Annotated in this window: 15 protein-coding genes; 9 read left to right on the forward strand and 6 right to left on the reverse strand. The window is 35.1% G+C overall.

From position 1 onward, the window contains the following. Positions 1-85: 85 nt before the first annotated feature. Together AC51AA_RS03775 and AC51AA_RS03780 are read left to right on the forward strand one after the other, a co-directional pair. Positions 86-1,834 carry a sodium:solute symporter family protein gene (locus AC51AA_RS03775; protein WP_500704409.1) on the forward strand — a complete coding sequence of 583 codons (1,749 nt, stop codon included), beginning with the start codon at positions 86-88 and terminating at the stop codon, positions 1,832-1,834. A gap of 211 nt (positions 1,835-2,045) precedes the next feature. Continuing rightward, a complete protein-coding gene (locus AC51AA_RS03780) occupies positions 2,046-2,675 on the forward strand; it encodes an MCP four helix bundle domain-containing protein (RefSeq protein WP_500704410.1) in 630 nt (209 codons plus the stop codon). Positions 2,676-2,836: 161 nt separating this feature from the next. Here the strand turns inward: AC51AA_RS03780 and AC51AA_RS03785 are convergent, their stop codons facing one another. The 5 genes from AC51AA_RS03785 to AC51AA_RS03805 form a co-directional block, all read right to left on the reverse strand. Next, the gene (locus tag AC51AA_RS03785) at positions 2,837-3,679 is read right to left on the reverse strand and encodes a DUF2911 domain-containing protein (protein WP_500704411.1); all 843 of its coding nucleotides are present in this window, start codon (positions 3,677-3,679) and stop codon (positions 2,837-2,839) included. A 70-nt stretch (positions 3,680-3,749) separates the two neighbouring features. Then, the gene (locus AC51AA_RS03790) at positions 3,750-4,412 is read right to left on the reverse strand and encodes an HAD family hydrolase (protein ID WP_500704412.1); all 663 of its coding nucleotides are present in this window, start codon (positions 4,410-4,412) and stop codon (positions 3,750-3,752) included. 2 nt (positions 4,413-4,414) lie between these two features. Beyond that, the gene (locus AC51AA_RS03795) at positions 4,415-5,134 is read right to left on the reverse strand and encodes a tRNA threonylcarbamoyladenosine dehydratase (protein ID WP_500704413.1); all 720 of its coding nucleotides are present in this window, start codon (positions 5,132-5,134) and stop codon (positions 4,415-4,417) included. Positions 5,135-5,190: 56 nt separating this feature from the next. Continuing rightward, positions 5,191-5,850, reverse strand: a complete 660-nt coding sequence (locus tag AC51AA_RS03800; protein WP_500704414.1) for a TatD family hydrolase — start codon at positions 5,848-5,850, stop codon at positions 5,191-5,193. Continuing rightward, complete coding sequence (locus AC51AA_RS03805; protein WP_500705679.1) at positions 5,850-6,449, reverse strand: DUF1684 domain-containing protein; 600 nt, start codon at positions 6,447-6,449, stop codon at positions 5,850-5,852. Before AC51AA_RS03805 ends, AC51AA_RS03800 begins: the two co-directional genes overlap by 1 nt. A 96-nt stretch (positions 6,450-6,545) precedes the next feature. Between AC51AA_RS03805 and AC51AA_RS03810 the strand changes: the two genes are divergently transcribed. The 7 genes from AC51AA_RS03810 (at position 6,546) to AC51AA_RS03840 (ending at position 13,568) form a co-directional block, all read left to right on the forward strand. Then, positions 6,546-7,763 (forward strand): MDR family MFS transporter, encoded by a 1,218-nt coding sequence (locus AC51AA_RS03810; protein ID WP_500704415.1) that lies wholly within the window; start codon positions 6,546-6,548, stop codon positions 7,761-7,763. Positions 7,764-7,924: 161 nt separating this feature from the next. Next, complete coding sequence (locus AC51AA_RS03815) at positions 7,925-8,293, forward strand: BlaI/MecI/CopY family transcriptional regulator (protein ID WP_500704416.1); 369 nt, start codon at positions 7,925-7,927, stop codon at positions 8,291-8,293. Positions 8,294-8,299: 6 nt separating this feature from the next. Next, positions 8,300-10,231 carry a M56 family metallopeptidase gene (locus AC51AA_RS03820; protein ID WP_500704417.1) on the forward strand — a complete coding sequence of 644 codons (1,932 nt, stop codon included), beginning with the start codon at positions 8,300-8,302 and terminating at the stop codon, positions 10,229-10,231. A gap of 24 nt (positions 10,232-10,255) precedes the next feature. Next, entirely contained in the window at positions 10,256-10,624 is a 369-nt protein-coding gene (locus AC51AA_RS03825) for a BlaI/MecI/CopY family transcriptional regulator (RefSeq protein ID WP_500704418.1), read from the forward strand. Between the two features lie 5 nt (positions 10,625-10,629). Continuing rightward, positions 10,630-12,366 (forward strand): M56 family metallopeptidase, encoded by a 1,737-nt coding sequence (locus tag AC51AA_RS03830; RefSeq protein WP_500704419.1) that lies wholly within the window; start codon positions 10,630-10,632, stop codon positions 12,364-12,366. Between the two features lie 84 nt (positions 12,367-12,450). Further along, on the forward strand, positions 12,451-12,591 hold the full coding sequence (locus tag AC51AA_RS03835) for an SsrA-binding protein (RefSeq protein ID WP_500704420.1): 141 nt from the start codon (positions 12,451-12,453) through the stop codon (positions 12,589-12,591). Positions 12,592-12,722: 131 nt separating this feature from the next. Next, the gene (locus AC51AA_RS03840; protein WP_500704421.1) at positions 12,723-13,568 is read left to right on the forward strand and encodes an EamA family transporter; all 846 of its coding nucleotides are present in this window, start codon (positions 12,723-12,725) and stop codon (positions 13,566-13,568) included. 81 nt (positions 13,569-13,649) lie between these two features. Here AC51AA_RS03840 and AC51AA_RS03845 read toward each other — a convergent pair whose 3' ends face one another. After that, positions 13,650-14,204 (reverse strand): fasciclin domain-containing protein, encoded by a 555-nt coding sequence (locus AC51AA_RS03845; RefSeq protein WP_500704422.1) that lies wholly within the window; start codon positions 14,202-14,204, stop codon positions 13,650-13,652. Between the last annotated feature and the right edge of the window lie 207 nt (positions 14,205-14,411).

Genomic DNA, 14,411 nt, shown 5'->3' on the forward strand with positions numbered 1-14,411 from the left:
GAAAAAAAGCTACACCTACGTTTTGGTAGCCAATGCAATTTACATTTTGATTTTCTTCTTAATCATGGAATTATACTCATAACCTATGCAACTATTTGATTGGATTGTACTGATTGTTACCCTTTTGTTTATCGTTGGATATGGCTCTTGGAAAACCAAAGGGAGTAAAAACGTCGAAGATTTTATTTTAGGAAATAACGAAACGCCTTGGTACACCGTGGGGCTTTCGGTAATGGCCACACAAGCCAGTGCCATTACTTTTTTGTCTACACCAGGACAAGCCTATCACGATGGAATGGGTTTTGTACAATTTTATTTTGGATTGCCCATTGCTATGATTGTCATCTGTGTGACTTTTATTCCGCTCTATCATAAAAATAAGGTCTTTACAGCTTATGAATTCTTGGAAAAGAGATTTGACCTTAAAACACGTTCTCTAGCGGCCATCTTATTTTTGGTGCAAAGAGGTTTAGGAACTGGTTTGACTATTTATGCTCCTGCTATTATTTTATCGGCTCTTTTAGGTTGGAACTTAACCCTCATGAACATTATCATTGGGGTTCTGGTGATCATTTATACCTTTTCAGGAGGAACCAAGGCGGTAAACGTCACCCAAAAGCAGCAGATGTTTGTGATCATGTCTGGAATGTTCATCACCTTTTTCTTGATTTTACATTATTTACCCAACGATATGACTTTCAGCAGTGCTTTGCACATCGCTGGGGCTAATGACAAAATGAATATCGTTGATTTCTCCTACAATCCAGAGGAAAAATATACCTTCTGGAGTGGAATTACGGGAGGTTTTTTCCTAGCTCTTGCTTATTTTGGAACGGATCAATCTCAGGTTGGCCGTTATTTATCAGGAAAATCCATTCGTGAGAGTCAAATGGGATTGATCATGAATGGCCTTTTAAAAGTGCCGATGCAATTCTTCATTTTGCTCACAGGAGTAATGGTTTTTGTTTTTTTTCAATTCAATCCTGTTCCCTTAAATTTCAATCCGAACAACAAAATTGTGATTGAAAAATCACCCTTTAAAAATGAGTACCACGCCCTAGAGAAAAAACTAGAAACGCTTTCAGAGGACAAAAAAGTAATCAATTTGTTGTACATCGATCAGTTGAATCAAGATTTTGACAATCCAATCTTGCGCAAAGAACTCGTTACTTTATCCAACAAGGAGAAAGATTTACGAGACAGGGCCAAAGAAATCATTTTAAGAGCGGACAGCAACAGTGAAACCAACGATAAAGATTATGTCTTTTTCCATTTTATCCTGCATTATTTACCAAAAGGACTAATTGGGTTATTGTTGGCGGTAATCCTATCGGCTGCCATGTCCTCTACTGCCTCAGGCTTAAATGCCTTAGCTTCTACCACTGCTATTGATATTTATAAGAGAAATTTAAAGTCTGAAAAATCAGAGAAACATTATCTTCATGCTACCAAATTTTTCACTTTGTTTTGGGGAATAGTGGCCATTCTTTTTGCCTGTGTGGGGACCTTGTTTGAGAATTTAATCCAGTTGGTCAATATTATCGGTTCTATTTTCTACGGAACGGTACTAGGGATCTTTTTGGTCGGATTTTATTTCCGACGCGTACAGGCTAAAGCGATGTTCTATAGTGCCATTATCAGTCAGATTACCATTTTTGTGATCTATTATTTCATGATTTACATCTATCCGAGTGGACAAGAAAAACTGGGGTATTTATGGCTGAATTTCATAGGTGCTATGCTAACTATTATACTAGGGCTGTTGATGCAATTTGCTTTTTTCAGATCCAACCAGGATCCTAATGAAATTGTAGTGGACTATGTTGAATCTTAAACAAGAAGAAATTTGGCATTATCAAACAGATCCTATTAGAACGGCCCTAAAAATAAGTGCTCATTCCTACCGAAATACCACTTAAAACATTCGTTATTTTAAGTGGTTGTATAGGGTTGTATTCTTGGTTTGGCGTATAGTTTGTTTTGGAACTATTTTTCTATCTTTGAGTACCTAACTATTTATAATTTAGCACCTAAAAAGCATCATTATGAAAGATTTAAAGAATTACAGCAATAAAACAAAAGCCGCTTTTATTTTACTTATTGTTATGTTGCTGATCATTTTGAGTAATTTTAATACGCTCCAAAACTCTAAAAAGGTAAACGAGAATATTAATGCCATTTATAAAGATCGTTTGGTTGTTGCTCATTATATCTTTCAGTATGCTAAAGAGCTGCACTATATTCAAACGGAATCTCAGAAAGTAAATCTTAGCGATAATGTAAAACAAGCAGAAATTGGCAAGGCGTTACAGACCATTCGTACCCTTGACGATTTGTATGTAAAAACCGTCTTAACGCCAAACGAAAAAGCACACTTTGAGTCTTTCTTGAATCTATGCAAAAGCGTCGCTACACACACTCAAAATAAAAACTGGAATCAAATCGGCATAACTAGTGATCAAGCTTTAAAAACACTTGACCAATTATCCGATATTCAAATAAAGGAAGGAAAACTGAAACTAGCTAGTGCTAACGCTATGTATTCAGGTAATAACAGTTTGGGGCAATTACAGATTGCTTTACTGATTATTCTCGGAGGCATAACCTGTTATTTGTTAATCATAAAGAAAACAAAGAAGACTATCAAAATTCCTGAGCCTCCAAGCATGAATTAATTATCTATTTCTGCTAGTTTAGCAATCCTTTTTTAGCTCAGCATCAAGCTTTGTTTTACGTTACTGTTCTCTCTATGTATTACAATAGGCATAAAAAAAATCCAAATTTCAATGTTCTATTGAAATTTGGATTCCTTAAGGTACCTCCTAGTGTCTGAGTATTATCTACTCCACTCTGCAATACTCTCTTTATTCATTTTTACATAATCTTGATTGTTTGCAGCTTCAGCAGCAGCTAAGGAAACTTTTGCAGTTTCAACTGCACCGGCCTTATCACCTTGTTTGGCTTGAATCAATGATTTCAATCTTGTTAAGTAATACGGTTTGTCTGTACTCATATCGACTGCTTTATCTACATATGTTCTAGCTGTATCTAGGTTACCATTTGATTGAAATAAATATTGTGCTGCAGCAAAGTAATCATTCCAAGTTGGTCCAGCCAAAACTTTTTCGATACTAGCCGTAGCATTTTTTGCCGTAGGAACTTCAAATTTTAAAGCTACATGAGAGTTTTCCCAAGCCATTTCTAAGTAAGCAAAATTTGGATCTAAACCATTAATTCCAATAGTAAAAGTATCTAAAGGAGTTGGTAAAGCATCTTCTTTTACTGTCGTTCTTAAGGCAACATAAGAATCACTCCAGTTTTCAGGTAACCCCCAATTGTCAGTAGACAGATAAAAAATCACTTCCCAGCTTTCAATTTTAGGAATGGTATAAATTGCATATTTTCCTTTTTTCAAGGTTTTACCATCAATGACCACGTCATCACTAAAGTTAATGATGGTATTTTCATTAGCGCCTGTTCTCCATAATTTTCCAAAAGGAACTAAATTTCCAAAAACAGCTCTACCTCTAGCCGACGGCCTTGAGTAGGTTACTTCAACATCTGTCAAACCAACAGTTTGTTTAATATTAGCCTTTGGACTGGCTTGTGGTGTTCTTATTTGCGCTTCAGTAGCAAAAGGTGCCAAGATTATGGCCAATGCAATAAGTACTTTTTTCATTTTATCAGTTTATTTATTTTGACCAAATTTACAAATTCAATTAGCGAACAAATGTTAAAATTTACATAATTCAAGCAACTAATTCTGATATTTTTTTTGCATTCAGCTCCTCGAAATGATTGATAATCAGATCTGCACCTGAGAGATCTTGCATTTTAGAATGAAGACTATTATATCCTACGCAATAAATACCCGCAGCTTTAGCTGCTTTTACACCATTTGTGCTGTCTTCGATGATAATGCAATTTTCTTTTGGAGCTACAGACAGTGAAGCGGCATGCACAAAAATGGCAGGATTGGGTTTGGATTGCGGAAAATCTTCACCACTGACAATATGCGAAAAATAGGGATGTAAATTGAATCGGGTAAAAACACGCTCAATGGTTACTTTAGATGCCGAAGAAGCCAAAATTAATTGGATTCCGTTAGCATACAGTTCTTTGATCAAATTCTCAACCCCTTCTAACAAATGCAAATCATCCTTAGTGTCAAACGCATCGTTAAAAATATTTCTTTTTCTCTGAATCAAATCCTCCACCTCATGCTCAATGGTTGGAAAAAATCCCTTCAAGGTTTGAAAGGTATTTCGAGTAGAGAATCCCGTGAAGGAGGTATACATTTCTTCGGATACCTCTATGTTTAATTCTGAAAACTGTTGGTAATAAGCGTAACGGTGAACGGGTTCTGTATCTACAATTACACCATCCATATCAAAAATTACTGTCTTTATCATTTTTAAGATTCTTTTTTAAGTAAATGGCGAATTACGGTTTCGGCCATATGCAAACCAAACAAACCTGGCATATAACTGTTAGTACCGTAAAAGGACTTTTTAAAGTTTTTACCGTCGGTTAATTTCAAACTCTTTTCATCCTGAATTTCAGAAGAAAAAACCACTTTCAATTTGTTGATCTTCATTTCTTTTAAACGCTTGCGAATCGCTTTTGAAAAATAGCAATTCACGGTTTTAGAAATATCAGCCACTTTTACTTTTGAGGCCAACATTTTACCACCAGCGCCCATGCTGCTAATGATTTTAACTCTTTGACGTTTTGCTCCAGCGATTAAGTTTAATTTTGGCGTAATACTATCGATACAATCCAAAACGTAATCAAATTCTGGTGTCACGATCTCAAAAGCTCTTTCTGGTGACAAAAATTCTTGAACCCTAATCAGTTTTAGCTCCGGATTAATATCGATCAAGCGATCCCCTACTATGGTTATTTTTGGTGCCCCTACTGTGGAATGCAAGGCTGGCAATTGTCTGTTAATATTGGTAATATCAACCACATCTCCATCGACAATAGTCATACTCCCTACTCCTGCTCTTGCTAAGAACTCAGCTGCAAATGATCCAACACCACCTAAACCTACCACCAAAACATTTGCATTTTGCAAGTTTTCTAATCCTTCTTTTGTAAACAAAAGCTCGGCTCTTTCCGTCCACTCTGCCATATATTTCTTTTTGTTATATTTTTAAATATTGTTTCAAATTTGTTTTATCATCACTTTTAAACTAGCGCTTCGTTTTGAAATACCACTTTAAAATTACTTGAGATAATATCGTTTAATTCACTACTACACAATTCTTTATAGTTTGATGCTGCATCATAAACGTCACCTATGGTTCTGTTCATGATATCAGTTTCCAAGAAAAATCGATCATTGGGCGTATTTTTAAAAACACTTTGCAGTGCTGGGTTCTGCATCAAATCTTTTCCAAAGGAAAGATAAAAGCCTTCTTTGATCAGCTGCGCTGCAAGTGGTGCTTTTTTAGCAAAACCATGAATGATCATCGGCACCGAGATCTTCATTTTTTTCTTCAAGGTAATCAGTTCTTGAAAAGCAGCCACGCAATGAATCACTACAGGTTTTTTATATTTTTGCGCCAAGGCCAATTGTTTTTCAAAAACCAAAAGCTGTAGCGCCAATGGTTGTTCTATTTTTTTATCTAAACCGCATTCTCCTATGGCCAGGCAATTTGGGGTTTGTATTTTTTCTTCAATAATCTTCAGATCGAGTTCCAATCGATTCTCTTCTATATACCAGGGATGAATTCCAATAGAATAATAGGCAATAGCCGAGTCGAATTCATGTGGATATTGATTGACCAGCTCTAGAACGTTCCCTTGATTGGTAACTTGATGTGTATGTAAATTAAAGAACTCCATTAATGAAAGTTTTTAACACCCGCTTTAATTTCAGTTTTCAAATCGTTTTCTAAAGGAACAAGCGGACAAGAATATTTATGATTATAGGCGCAATACGGATTATATGCCTGATTAAAATCGATAGCCATTTTAGTCCCTTTAGGAATTTTTAATTCAATATATCGCCCCCCTATATAACTTTCTTTACCTGAGGTTAAATCTGAAAAAGGCAAAAACAAATAATCTTTAAATTCTTCCGTTTTAGTTAGCTCGATGTTTTGATAAATATTCAATTTATGTGCAGTTCCCTCTAGGGTAAAGTATAAAGTACCGTATTTAATATATTTGGGGGTTCTTGCTCCGGTGGTTTTCATTTCAAACACTTTTTCATTCTTCGCCTTCTTAAATTTTGCGATCACGAAATACTTGCTATTGATTGGATAAAAATCTAAGCCCTTAAAATTCTTAAAATCTTCCTCCATCAATGGACTCTTCTTTGAATCAGCATATTCACTGTTTATTTTGGTCTGAAATTTTTCTGCATCCGCTTGTGAAAATTTATGTTGAGCAAAAGAAGAGCTTACCATTAACAAAGCGAAAAAAGCGACTATATTTTTCATCATAGAAATTTTTAGCAAAAATAGCTTAAAACTAACAAAGCAACAACTGCTGTTCCTTACAAAGTTTTCTAACTTTGTGGCAAATAACTCTTTTATATGCTCAAAAGCGCTTTTCACCACTACCTCAATAATTTTAAAGGATTTTCAAGAGAAATCTGGATACTGACCATCGTTACATTTATCAACCGTGCCGGCACTATGGTACTCCCATTTTTAAGTAAATATTTGAAAGAAGATCTTGGTTTTTCTTACAATCAAGTGGGTTGGATTATGGTGGCCTTTGGTTTAGGCTCGATGCTTGGATCCTGGTTAGGTGGAAAACTATCGGACAAAATAGGTTTTTATAAAATTATGGTTTTTAGCCTATTTACCACAGGAGTGTCGTTGTTTTTTGTACAATTCATTACCTCTTTTGTGGGGCTTTGTATCGCCATGTTTGTTTTAATGGTGATCGCGGATATGTTCAGACCTGCCATGTTTGTTTCTTTGGGCGCTTATGCTAAACCCGAAAACAGAACGCGTGCTTTAACCTTGGTGCGTTTAGCGGTTAATTTAGGTTTTGCTGCTGGACCAGCCTTAGGGGGTTTGATTATTATGGGAATGGGATACTCTGGTTTGTTTTGGGTCGATGGTGCCTCTTGTATTATTTCCATTACCATTTTTGCTTTATTGGTAAAGGAGAAGAAAAAAGTTGCCTATGAGGATAAACAAGAAAGTGCTCCCCAGACCAAATCTGTTTTTCAGGATCGTATCTTTTGGGTTTTCCTATTTGTGAGTTTTGTTACCGCCATGATTTTCTTCCAGCTATTCACTACTCTACCTTTGTATCACAATGAAAAGTTTGGTTTGTCTGAGTTACAAACGGGCTTACTAATGACTTTAAACGGACTCTTGATCTTTGCTTTAGAGATGCCAACAGTGGGCTATATGGAGCGTAAAGGTTTTCCTAAAATCAAAATCATTATTATCGGCTCCTTTATTATGGCCTCAAGTTTCTTTTTGCTTTTAATCAATGTTTGGGCCGGAATCTTAGTCATTAGCATGGTGTGCATTTCCATTGGTGAAATTCTAACTTTCCCCTTTTCGAATGCTTTTGCTTTAAGTAGAGCTCCACATGGGCAAGAAGGTCGTTATATGGCCCTGTATACCATGAGTTTTAGTTTAGCTCATATCGTGAGCTCTAAAGTTGGCTTCGAAATTATTACCCGTCTAGGCTATCAAATGAACTGGTCTTTCATGGCTTGTATCGGTGTTTTGGCTACGATTTGTTGTCTCTGGATTCGAAAAGCTTTAGTCGCGGAAAAAATGATTTAAATTTAACGATCTATTTAAAATACTAATCTTCAATTTATTACCTTTATATTGAAGATTTTTTTACGCCTAATTCTATCTAAACTTGTTTTATAGTTAAATAACTGCTTTTATAGTTGTGTAACTATAAAAATAGTTGTAAGTTTGATTTAAAATTAGAAAACATGCAGAAGTTAACCAACAAAGAAGAAGAAATCATGCACATTCTATGGAAGCTTAAAAAAGCTTTCGTAAAGGAAATACAGGCAGAAATCACCGAAGATCAGCCGCATTACAATACCCTTTCAACTATTGTCCGCAATCTGGAAGAAAAAGGTTTTGTTGGACATAATGCTTTTGGAAATACACACCAATATTACCCGAAAATATCCTTAGAAGCCTATAGCAAAAAGTATATCAATACGGCGATCGACAATTACTTTAATAGTTCTTATAAAAATATGGTTTCGTTTTTTGCTAAAGAAGAAAAAATCTCAGCAGCGGAGTTACGTGAAATCCTAGCCATGATTGAATCACCAAAAGAAGAAAAATAATCATTTATGGAAGCACTTTTTATCTATATCGCCAAATCCAGTGGACTAGTTGTTTTATTTTATTGTGCTTACCATTTTTTATTAAGGAAAGAAACCTTCTTTACTAGCAATAGATGGTTTCTGTTGAGTGGTTTGTTCACCTCTGTGCTCTTACCGTTTCTTGTTTACACCAAAATTATTTGGCTTAATCCTTCCCCCATTGAAGCTGTAGATTATGCCCCCCCTTTTATTTCACAAACGATAGAACAAGAACATTTCGAGGTGAATTGGAATTATGTCTTAGTGGCTATTTACGCATTAGGTTTAGTCCTTTTTCTGGTAAAATTTGCCCTAGACTTTTACAGTTTGCGTTCGGTTCTAAAAAGCAAAAAAATACAACAACAGGCTGATTTTAAATTTATCGATACCCATGAAAACATTGCTCCTTTTTCTTATTTCGATTATATAGTGTACAACTCATCAATGTACACGGCAGTAGAATTAGAGAGTATTATTGAACATGAAAAAGTGCACAGCCAACAAAATCATACCCTAGATGTATTGATTTCAAGAACGTTCTGCATACTGTTTTGGTTCAATCCGATTGCTTGGTTGTATAAAAAAGCCATAACTCAAAATTTAGAGTTCATTGCCGATAAAGAAGCTGCACAAAAAATAGCCGATAAAAGAGCATATCAATACACGCTTTTAAAAATAACTACACATGAAAATTGTATCCCCATTACCAATCATTTCTATCAATCATTAATCAAAAAACGAATCATCATGTTAAACAAAAATCAATCAAAGAACAGTAACTGCTGGAAGTATATTGTGGTAGCTCCTGCACTCGTTGGGTTTGTGCTTTTATTTCAAGTAGAAGTCATAGCAAAAGAGAAAGTGTTAGTAACAAAAGTAATTTCTAACAGACTAACTAAAGAGCTAAATACTTCCACGGAAGTGTATAAAATTAGAAAGAATACCACGGATCAGGAACTAAAACTGATGGCGGAAAACTTAAAAACAAACCATAACATTGAGGCTGTTGTATCGGATTTAAAACGTAATTCCAAAGGAGAACTAACTGGAATTAAATTAGTAATGAAAAATGGCTCAGGTGAAGCAAAAACGGTAAAAATTAACGGAGACCTAGCCATAAAAGATTGTGAAATTATCATTGAAACTGATGAGACTGGGATTAAAAACATCAGCATCGTTAGTGATGGTAATATGGAGAATTCTAAAACACTTCAAGTAGTAAATACTGAAGTAAAAAATATTCAAAACTCTAATACTAATAATGATGTTCAAACTAATCATAATGTTGACACAGATCATAATTCTAATGTTAGTACAAATACTACTGTAAACACTACTACAAATTCAAACGAAAATACCGTTCAAGTAAGCACGAAAAAGATTGGCTTCTCCAATTCAATCATAGTAGTTAATGGAAATAGAGTAAGTTCTGATATAAACATTAACCATATCGATCCAAACAAAATAAGTAGCATTACCATTGTAAAAGGAGCCAATGCTTATGCAAAATACGGAAACATTGGGAACAATTCCGTTGTTGAAGTGATAACAAAGACTGCAACAACAAAGAATGACACGGAACCAGCTCAGGAAAAAGTGGCTAATCAAACTAAAAGCTCTTGGTCGGTAGGTTATGGGGCAAATTCCCCTACTAATGTGGTAAAAGTCATAAAAGACGACAAAAGTACGGACGCCAAAAAAGCACTCATTATCATTGATGGTAAAGAAAGTAACTTTTCAGACCTAGAGAAAATTAATCCTGAGAATATTAACTCGGTTACCAATCTTGTTAGTAAAAGTCAGCCAGATCAAATACGAAAAGAAGCTTTGGCAAAATATGGCGAAAAGGCGGAAAATGGGATTATTGTAATAGAAACAAAAGAATATTTCGATAAAAAACATAATTCTTCAAAAAAGTAAGCACCATTTTAATCCGTAGAAATCATGCAAAAGTTAACCAATAAAGAAGAAGAGATCATGCATATCTTATGGAAGCTTAAAAAAGCATTCGTGAAAGAAATTCAGGCCGAAATAACAGAAGAACAGCCGCATTATAATACACTTTCCACTATTGTGCGCAATCTCGAAGAAAAAGGTTTTGTGAGACATAATGCCTTTGGAAACACCCATCAATATTATCCAATGGTAAGTATCGAAGAGTACAGTAAAGGATTTATGAGTACAGCAATTGATCATTATTTCAATAGCTCTTATAAAACTATGGTTTCTTTTTTTGCTAAAGAAGAGAAAATCTCCGCAGCAGAATTACGAGAAATCTTAGCTATGATCGAATCGCCAAAAGAACAAAAATAAGGATTATGGAAGCAGTATTCATTTTTATAGCGAAATCAAGTGGATTGTTAGTGATGTTTTACTTTGCCTATTTTTTACTATTGCGCAAAGAGACCTTTTTCAATAGCAACAGATGGTTTTTATTAGCTGGTTTAATAACGTCTGTGGTTTTACCATTTTTAGTGTACACCAAAGTGATTTGGGTGGACCCTACTCCACTACCAGCAATGCAGTATGCAACAGTTGGTCTGCCACAAACAATGGAAAAAGCATCTTATGAAATCAATTGGTACTTAGTTGCATTGGGTATTTATTCCATTGGATTTCTGGCGCTTATAATCAAATTTGCCATCGATTTTTATAGTTTAAACTCCGTTTTAAAAGGGAAAAATATCAAACAACAAGCTGATTTTAAATTCATCGATATTCAAGAAAATATTGCACCCTTCTCTTATTTTGACTATATCGTATACAACTCATCAATGTATACTGCCACAGAATTAGAAAGCATTATCGAACACGAAAAAGTGCACAGCGATCAAAACCACACTATGGATGTTTTGATTGCGAGAATATTCTGTGTTCTATTCTGGTTCAATCCTATTATTTGGTTGTACAAAAAAGCCATTCTTCAAAACCTTGAATTTATAGCCGATAATGAAGCCTCCAAAAAAATAGCCGACAAAAAAGCGTACCAATACACGCTTTTAAAAATAACAGCTCATGAGAGTTGCGTTTCAATCACCAATCACTTTTATCAATCATTAATCAAAAAACGAATCGTCATGTTAAACAAAAATCAATCAAAAAAGCGAAATTACTGGAAGTTTTATGCTATTATTCCAGCGCTTGTAGCCTTTGTGTTACTGTTTCAAATTGAAACCATTGCGCAAGAGAAAAAAGAAAACCAGCAAGTTACTGAAAAAGAAAATCCAAGAGATGTATTTAAAATTCAGAAAAACACCACAGATCAGCAGCTAAAAGATATTGCGGAAGAATTAAAACAAAAATACGATATTGATGTAGCTATTTCTGATTTAAAAAGGAATTCAAAGAACGAATTAACAGGTATTAAAGTAGATATTAAAAGAGGAGCCTGGCAAAATCAAACGATTAATATTCAAAGTTCAGAAGCCATTAAAAATTGTGGAATTATCATTACAACGCAGCCTAATGGAACCAAACTGATCAACGTAGTGACTGATGGAGAAATGGATAGACCAATACATACTAAAGGTAAAATAGCACAAGCGGATTATCTATACTCGCCTAAGGAAGAGCGCTCATCAATAGCGCCCCCAGCCCCACCAGTTCCACCCGTACCTCCAGTGTTTCCGAATGGTCCACTACCAAAAGCACCAGAGCCAGATATGTCAAAAATGCCAAAGGCTCCAGCGTCTCCTGCCAATCCAAATGACAAAACAGCCATGAAAAAGTTTGAAAAAGAGATGGCTGCCTTTGAGAAAAAAATGGAAGCTTATGAACCTGATATGTCAGCTTATGAGAAACAAGTAGACGAAATAATGGAAAAACGTTCTGCTATTTTTGATAAAGAAATGGAAAAATTTGAGCTTGCTATGGAGAAATACAATCAAGAGATGGAACAGTTTGGTCAATCCATAGGTGAGCACTTCCAAGGCAATGAAAGGGATTATAACCTAAACATGAGACAGTACGAGAAAAACATGAAGATTTATGAGAAAAACATGAAGTTACATGAGAGAGAGATGAAAAAACTGGAAAGATTAAACAAACGAACCTAGTTTTTTCTTCCTGCATACACACCTAGAAGACTTTGCCTAATCGCAAGGTCTTTTTTTATATCTTTGCCCCTAAATAAATAGGATATGTATAAAATATTGGCCAAAATCAATAAGCTTCTTTTACCCAACTTCACCAAACAAGGTTTAGATATTGCTAAAGCAAAAAAATGGCAAATGGCAATTATTGGATACCGCTATTTTGTTACCACCCGTGCCTTAGGATAGTCTTAGTAATCTATAATTTTAGACTCTACAACAATTACAAAAAGTTTTTTTTTGCACTGCTATCTGAAAAGAAAAAAAACAATAATTACCCGCTTAAAAACACAGTTTTTTTTGCTCCACCACTCTTTTCCATGAAAAATAAAGATTTTAATATCCCTCCTATTTACGCCGTATTGTTAGCCATTATCAGTGTACAATGTGGTGCCGCTATTGCCAAAACTCTATTCCCTACTATTGGAGCCGCTGGAACAGCCTCCATTCGAATCGGGGTTTCTGCCATCATCTTAGCTTTGGTTTACCGACCAAATTTAAAAGCCATTACAGCGAGCCAATGGAAAATAGTAGCTCCCTATGGTTTGTCTTTAGGGGCGATGAATTTGATCTTTTATATGGCTATAGAACGGATTCCAATTGGACTTGCAGTTACTCTAGAATTCATTGGTCCTTTATTAGTAGCAATAATTGGCTCTAAACGACTCGTTGATTACTGCTGGGTTCTACTAGCTGGAGCAGGCATTGTTTTAATCGCTCCCTGGTCAAATGACAACGTCGATATTTTAGGGGTTACTTTTGCATTTTTGGCGGGTGCCTTTTGGGCCGCTTATATTGTCTTAGGAGGAAAGATTTCTCAAATTATGAATGGTGGTCAAGCCGTATCCACTGGAATGTTATTTGCTGCCGTTTTAATTCTGCCTTTTGGTTTGTATGAAAACGGATTAGCCAATCTAACACCAAAACTTTTTGGAATGGGCGTTGCCCTTGCTCTTCTATCAAGTGCTATCCCTTTTAGTTTAGAGATGAAAGCATTAGGACAGCTTCCTGCTCGCACCTTTAGTATTTTAATGAGTTTAGAACCGGCCGCAGCTTCTATTTGTGCTTTTATATTTTTACAAGAACATTTGACTTTTTATGAAATACTAGCTGTACTATGTGTCGTTATCGCTTCAGCAGGATCTACTTTAACAGCAAAAAGATAAAAAATACCCCCTAATAGGGTTAAAACAAAAAAAGTCCTTAAAAACAAGGACTTTTTTTGAAGGCATAAGTTTGTACCTATATTAGCTTTTTGGCAATAAAACGGTATCAATAACATGTATTACGCCATTAGACTGATGTACATTAGCAATCGTTACCTTAGCAGCATTTCCACTTTCGTCACTGATATATAAATCTTTCCCTTTCATCCAAGCAGTTAAAGTACCACCACTAACTGTTTTTAGAGTTGCTTTCCCTTTACCCATTTTAATTGCTTTAGCAACATCAGCAGAGTTCATATTTCCAGCTACCACGTGATAGGTCAAAATATTTTGCAACATTTTGCTATTTTCAGGTTTTAATAAGGTTTCCACTGTTCCGGCTGGTAATTTATCGAACGCAGCATTTGTTGGGGCAAAAACTGTAAATGGTCCTTTACTTTGTAATGTTTCCACTAAGCCAGCAGCTTTTACAGCAGCAACCAAAGTAGTGTGGTCTTTTGAGTTGACTGCATTTTCAATAATATTTTTGTTAGGATACATTGCTGCTCCACCAACCATTACTGTTTTTTGAGCAAATGATGTAAATCCAAATCCTAGGGCCAAAATCGCTACAGCCAAAAATTTTCTAGTTTTCATAATAAATGTTTTAAGTTATAAGCTCATTTACGGTCTAACTTTCCTTTTGGTTTTTGATAAAGCGCAAAAAGAACACATAAAAAACAAAAAACAGTCAGATACAACTGTCAAACAAGCTATTATAGAATATTTTTATTTTGAGTTATTTATTAAATAGGTCATGCTGCTGTATTAATTTTATTACTAACTTTAGATATAAATGGAATC

Source organism: Flavobacterium sp. OHVDL-2026-0007, assembly GCF_059882335.1.

Bases quoted from the DNA above. Each gene is read 5' to 3' on its own strand.
- AC51AA_RS03775 (WP_500704409.1), top strand. From the start codon at position 86: ATGCAACTATTTGATTGGATTGTACTGATTGTTACCCTTTTGTTTATC.
- AC51AA_RS03800 (WP_500704414.1), bottom strand. From the start codon at position 5,850: ATGGAGTTCTTTAATTTACATACACATCAAGTTACCAATCAAGGGAAC.
- AC51AA_RS03825 (WP_500704418.1), top strand. From the start codon at position 10,256: ATGCAAAAGTTAACCAATAAAGAAGAAGAGATCATGCATATCTTATGG.
- AC51AA_RS03845 (WP_500704422.1), bottom strand. From the start codon at position 14,204: ATGAAAACTAGAAAATTTTTGGCTGTAGCGATTTTGGCCCTAGGATTT.
- AC51AA_RS03780 (WP_500704410.1), top strand. From the start codon at position 2,046: ATGAAAGATTTAAAGAATTACAGCAATAAAACAAAAGCCGCTTTTATT.
- AC51AA_RS03815 (WP_500704416.1), top strand. From the start codon at position 7,925: ATGCAGAAGTTAACCAACAAAGAAGAAGAAATCATGCACATTCTATGG.
- AC51AA_RS03835 (WP_500704420.1), top strand. From the start codon at position 12,451: ATGTATAAAATATTGGCCAAAATCAATAAGCTTCTTTTACCCAACTTC.
- AC51AA_RS03830 (WP_500704419.1), top strand. From the start codon at position 10,630: ATGGAAGCAGTATTCATTTTTATAGCGAAATCAAGTGGATTGTTAGTG.
- AC51AA_RS03810 (WP_500704415.1), top strand. From the start codon at position 6,546: ATGCTCAAAAGCGCTTTTCACCACTACCTCAATAATTTTAAAGGATTT.
- AC51AA_RS03795 (WP_500704413.1), bottom strand. From the start codon at position 5,134: ATGGCAGAGTGGACGGAAAGAGCCGAGCTTTTGTTTACAAAAGAAGGA.
- AC51AA_RS03805 (WP_500705679.1), bottom strand. From the start codon at position 6,449: ATGAAAAATATAGTCGCTTTTTTCGCTTTGTTAATGGTAAGCTCTTCT.
- AC51AA_RS03785 (WP_500704411.1), bottom strand. From the start codon at position 3,679: ATGAAAAAAGTACTTATTGCATTGGCCATAATCTTGGCACCTTTTGCT.
- AC51AA_RS03820 (WP_500704417.1), top strand. From the start codon at position 8,300: ATGGAAGCACTTTTTATCTATATCGCCAAATCCAGTGGACTAGTTGTT.
- AC51AA_RS03790 (WP_500704412.1), bottom strand. From the start codon at position 4,412: ATGATAAAGACAGTAATTTTTGATATGGATGGTGTAATTGTAGATACA.
- AC51AA_RS03840 (WP_500704421.1), top strand. From the start codon at position 12,723: ATGAAAAATAAAGATTTTAATATCCCTCCTATTTACGCCGTATTGTTA.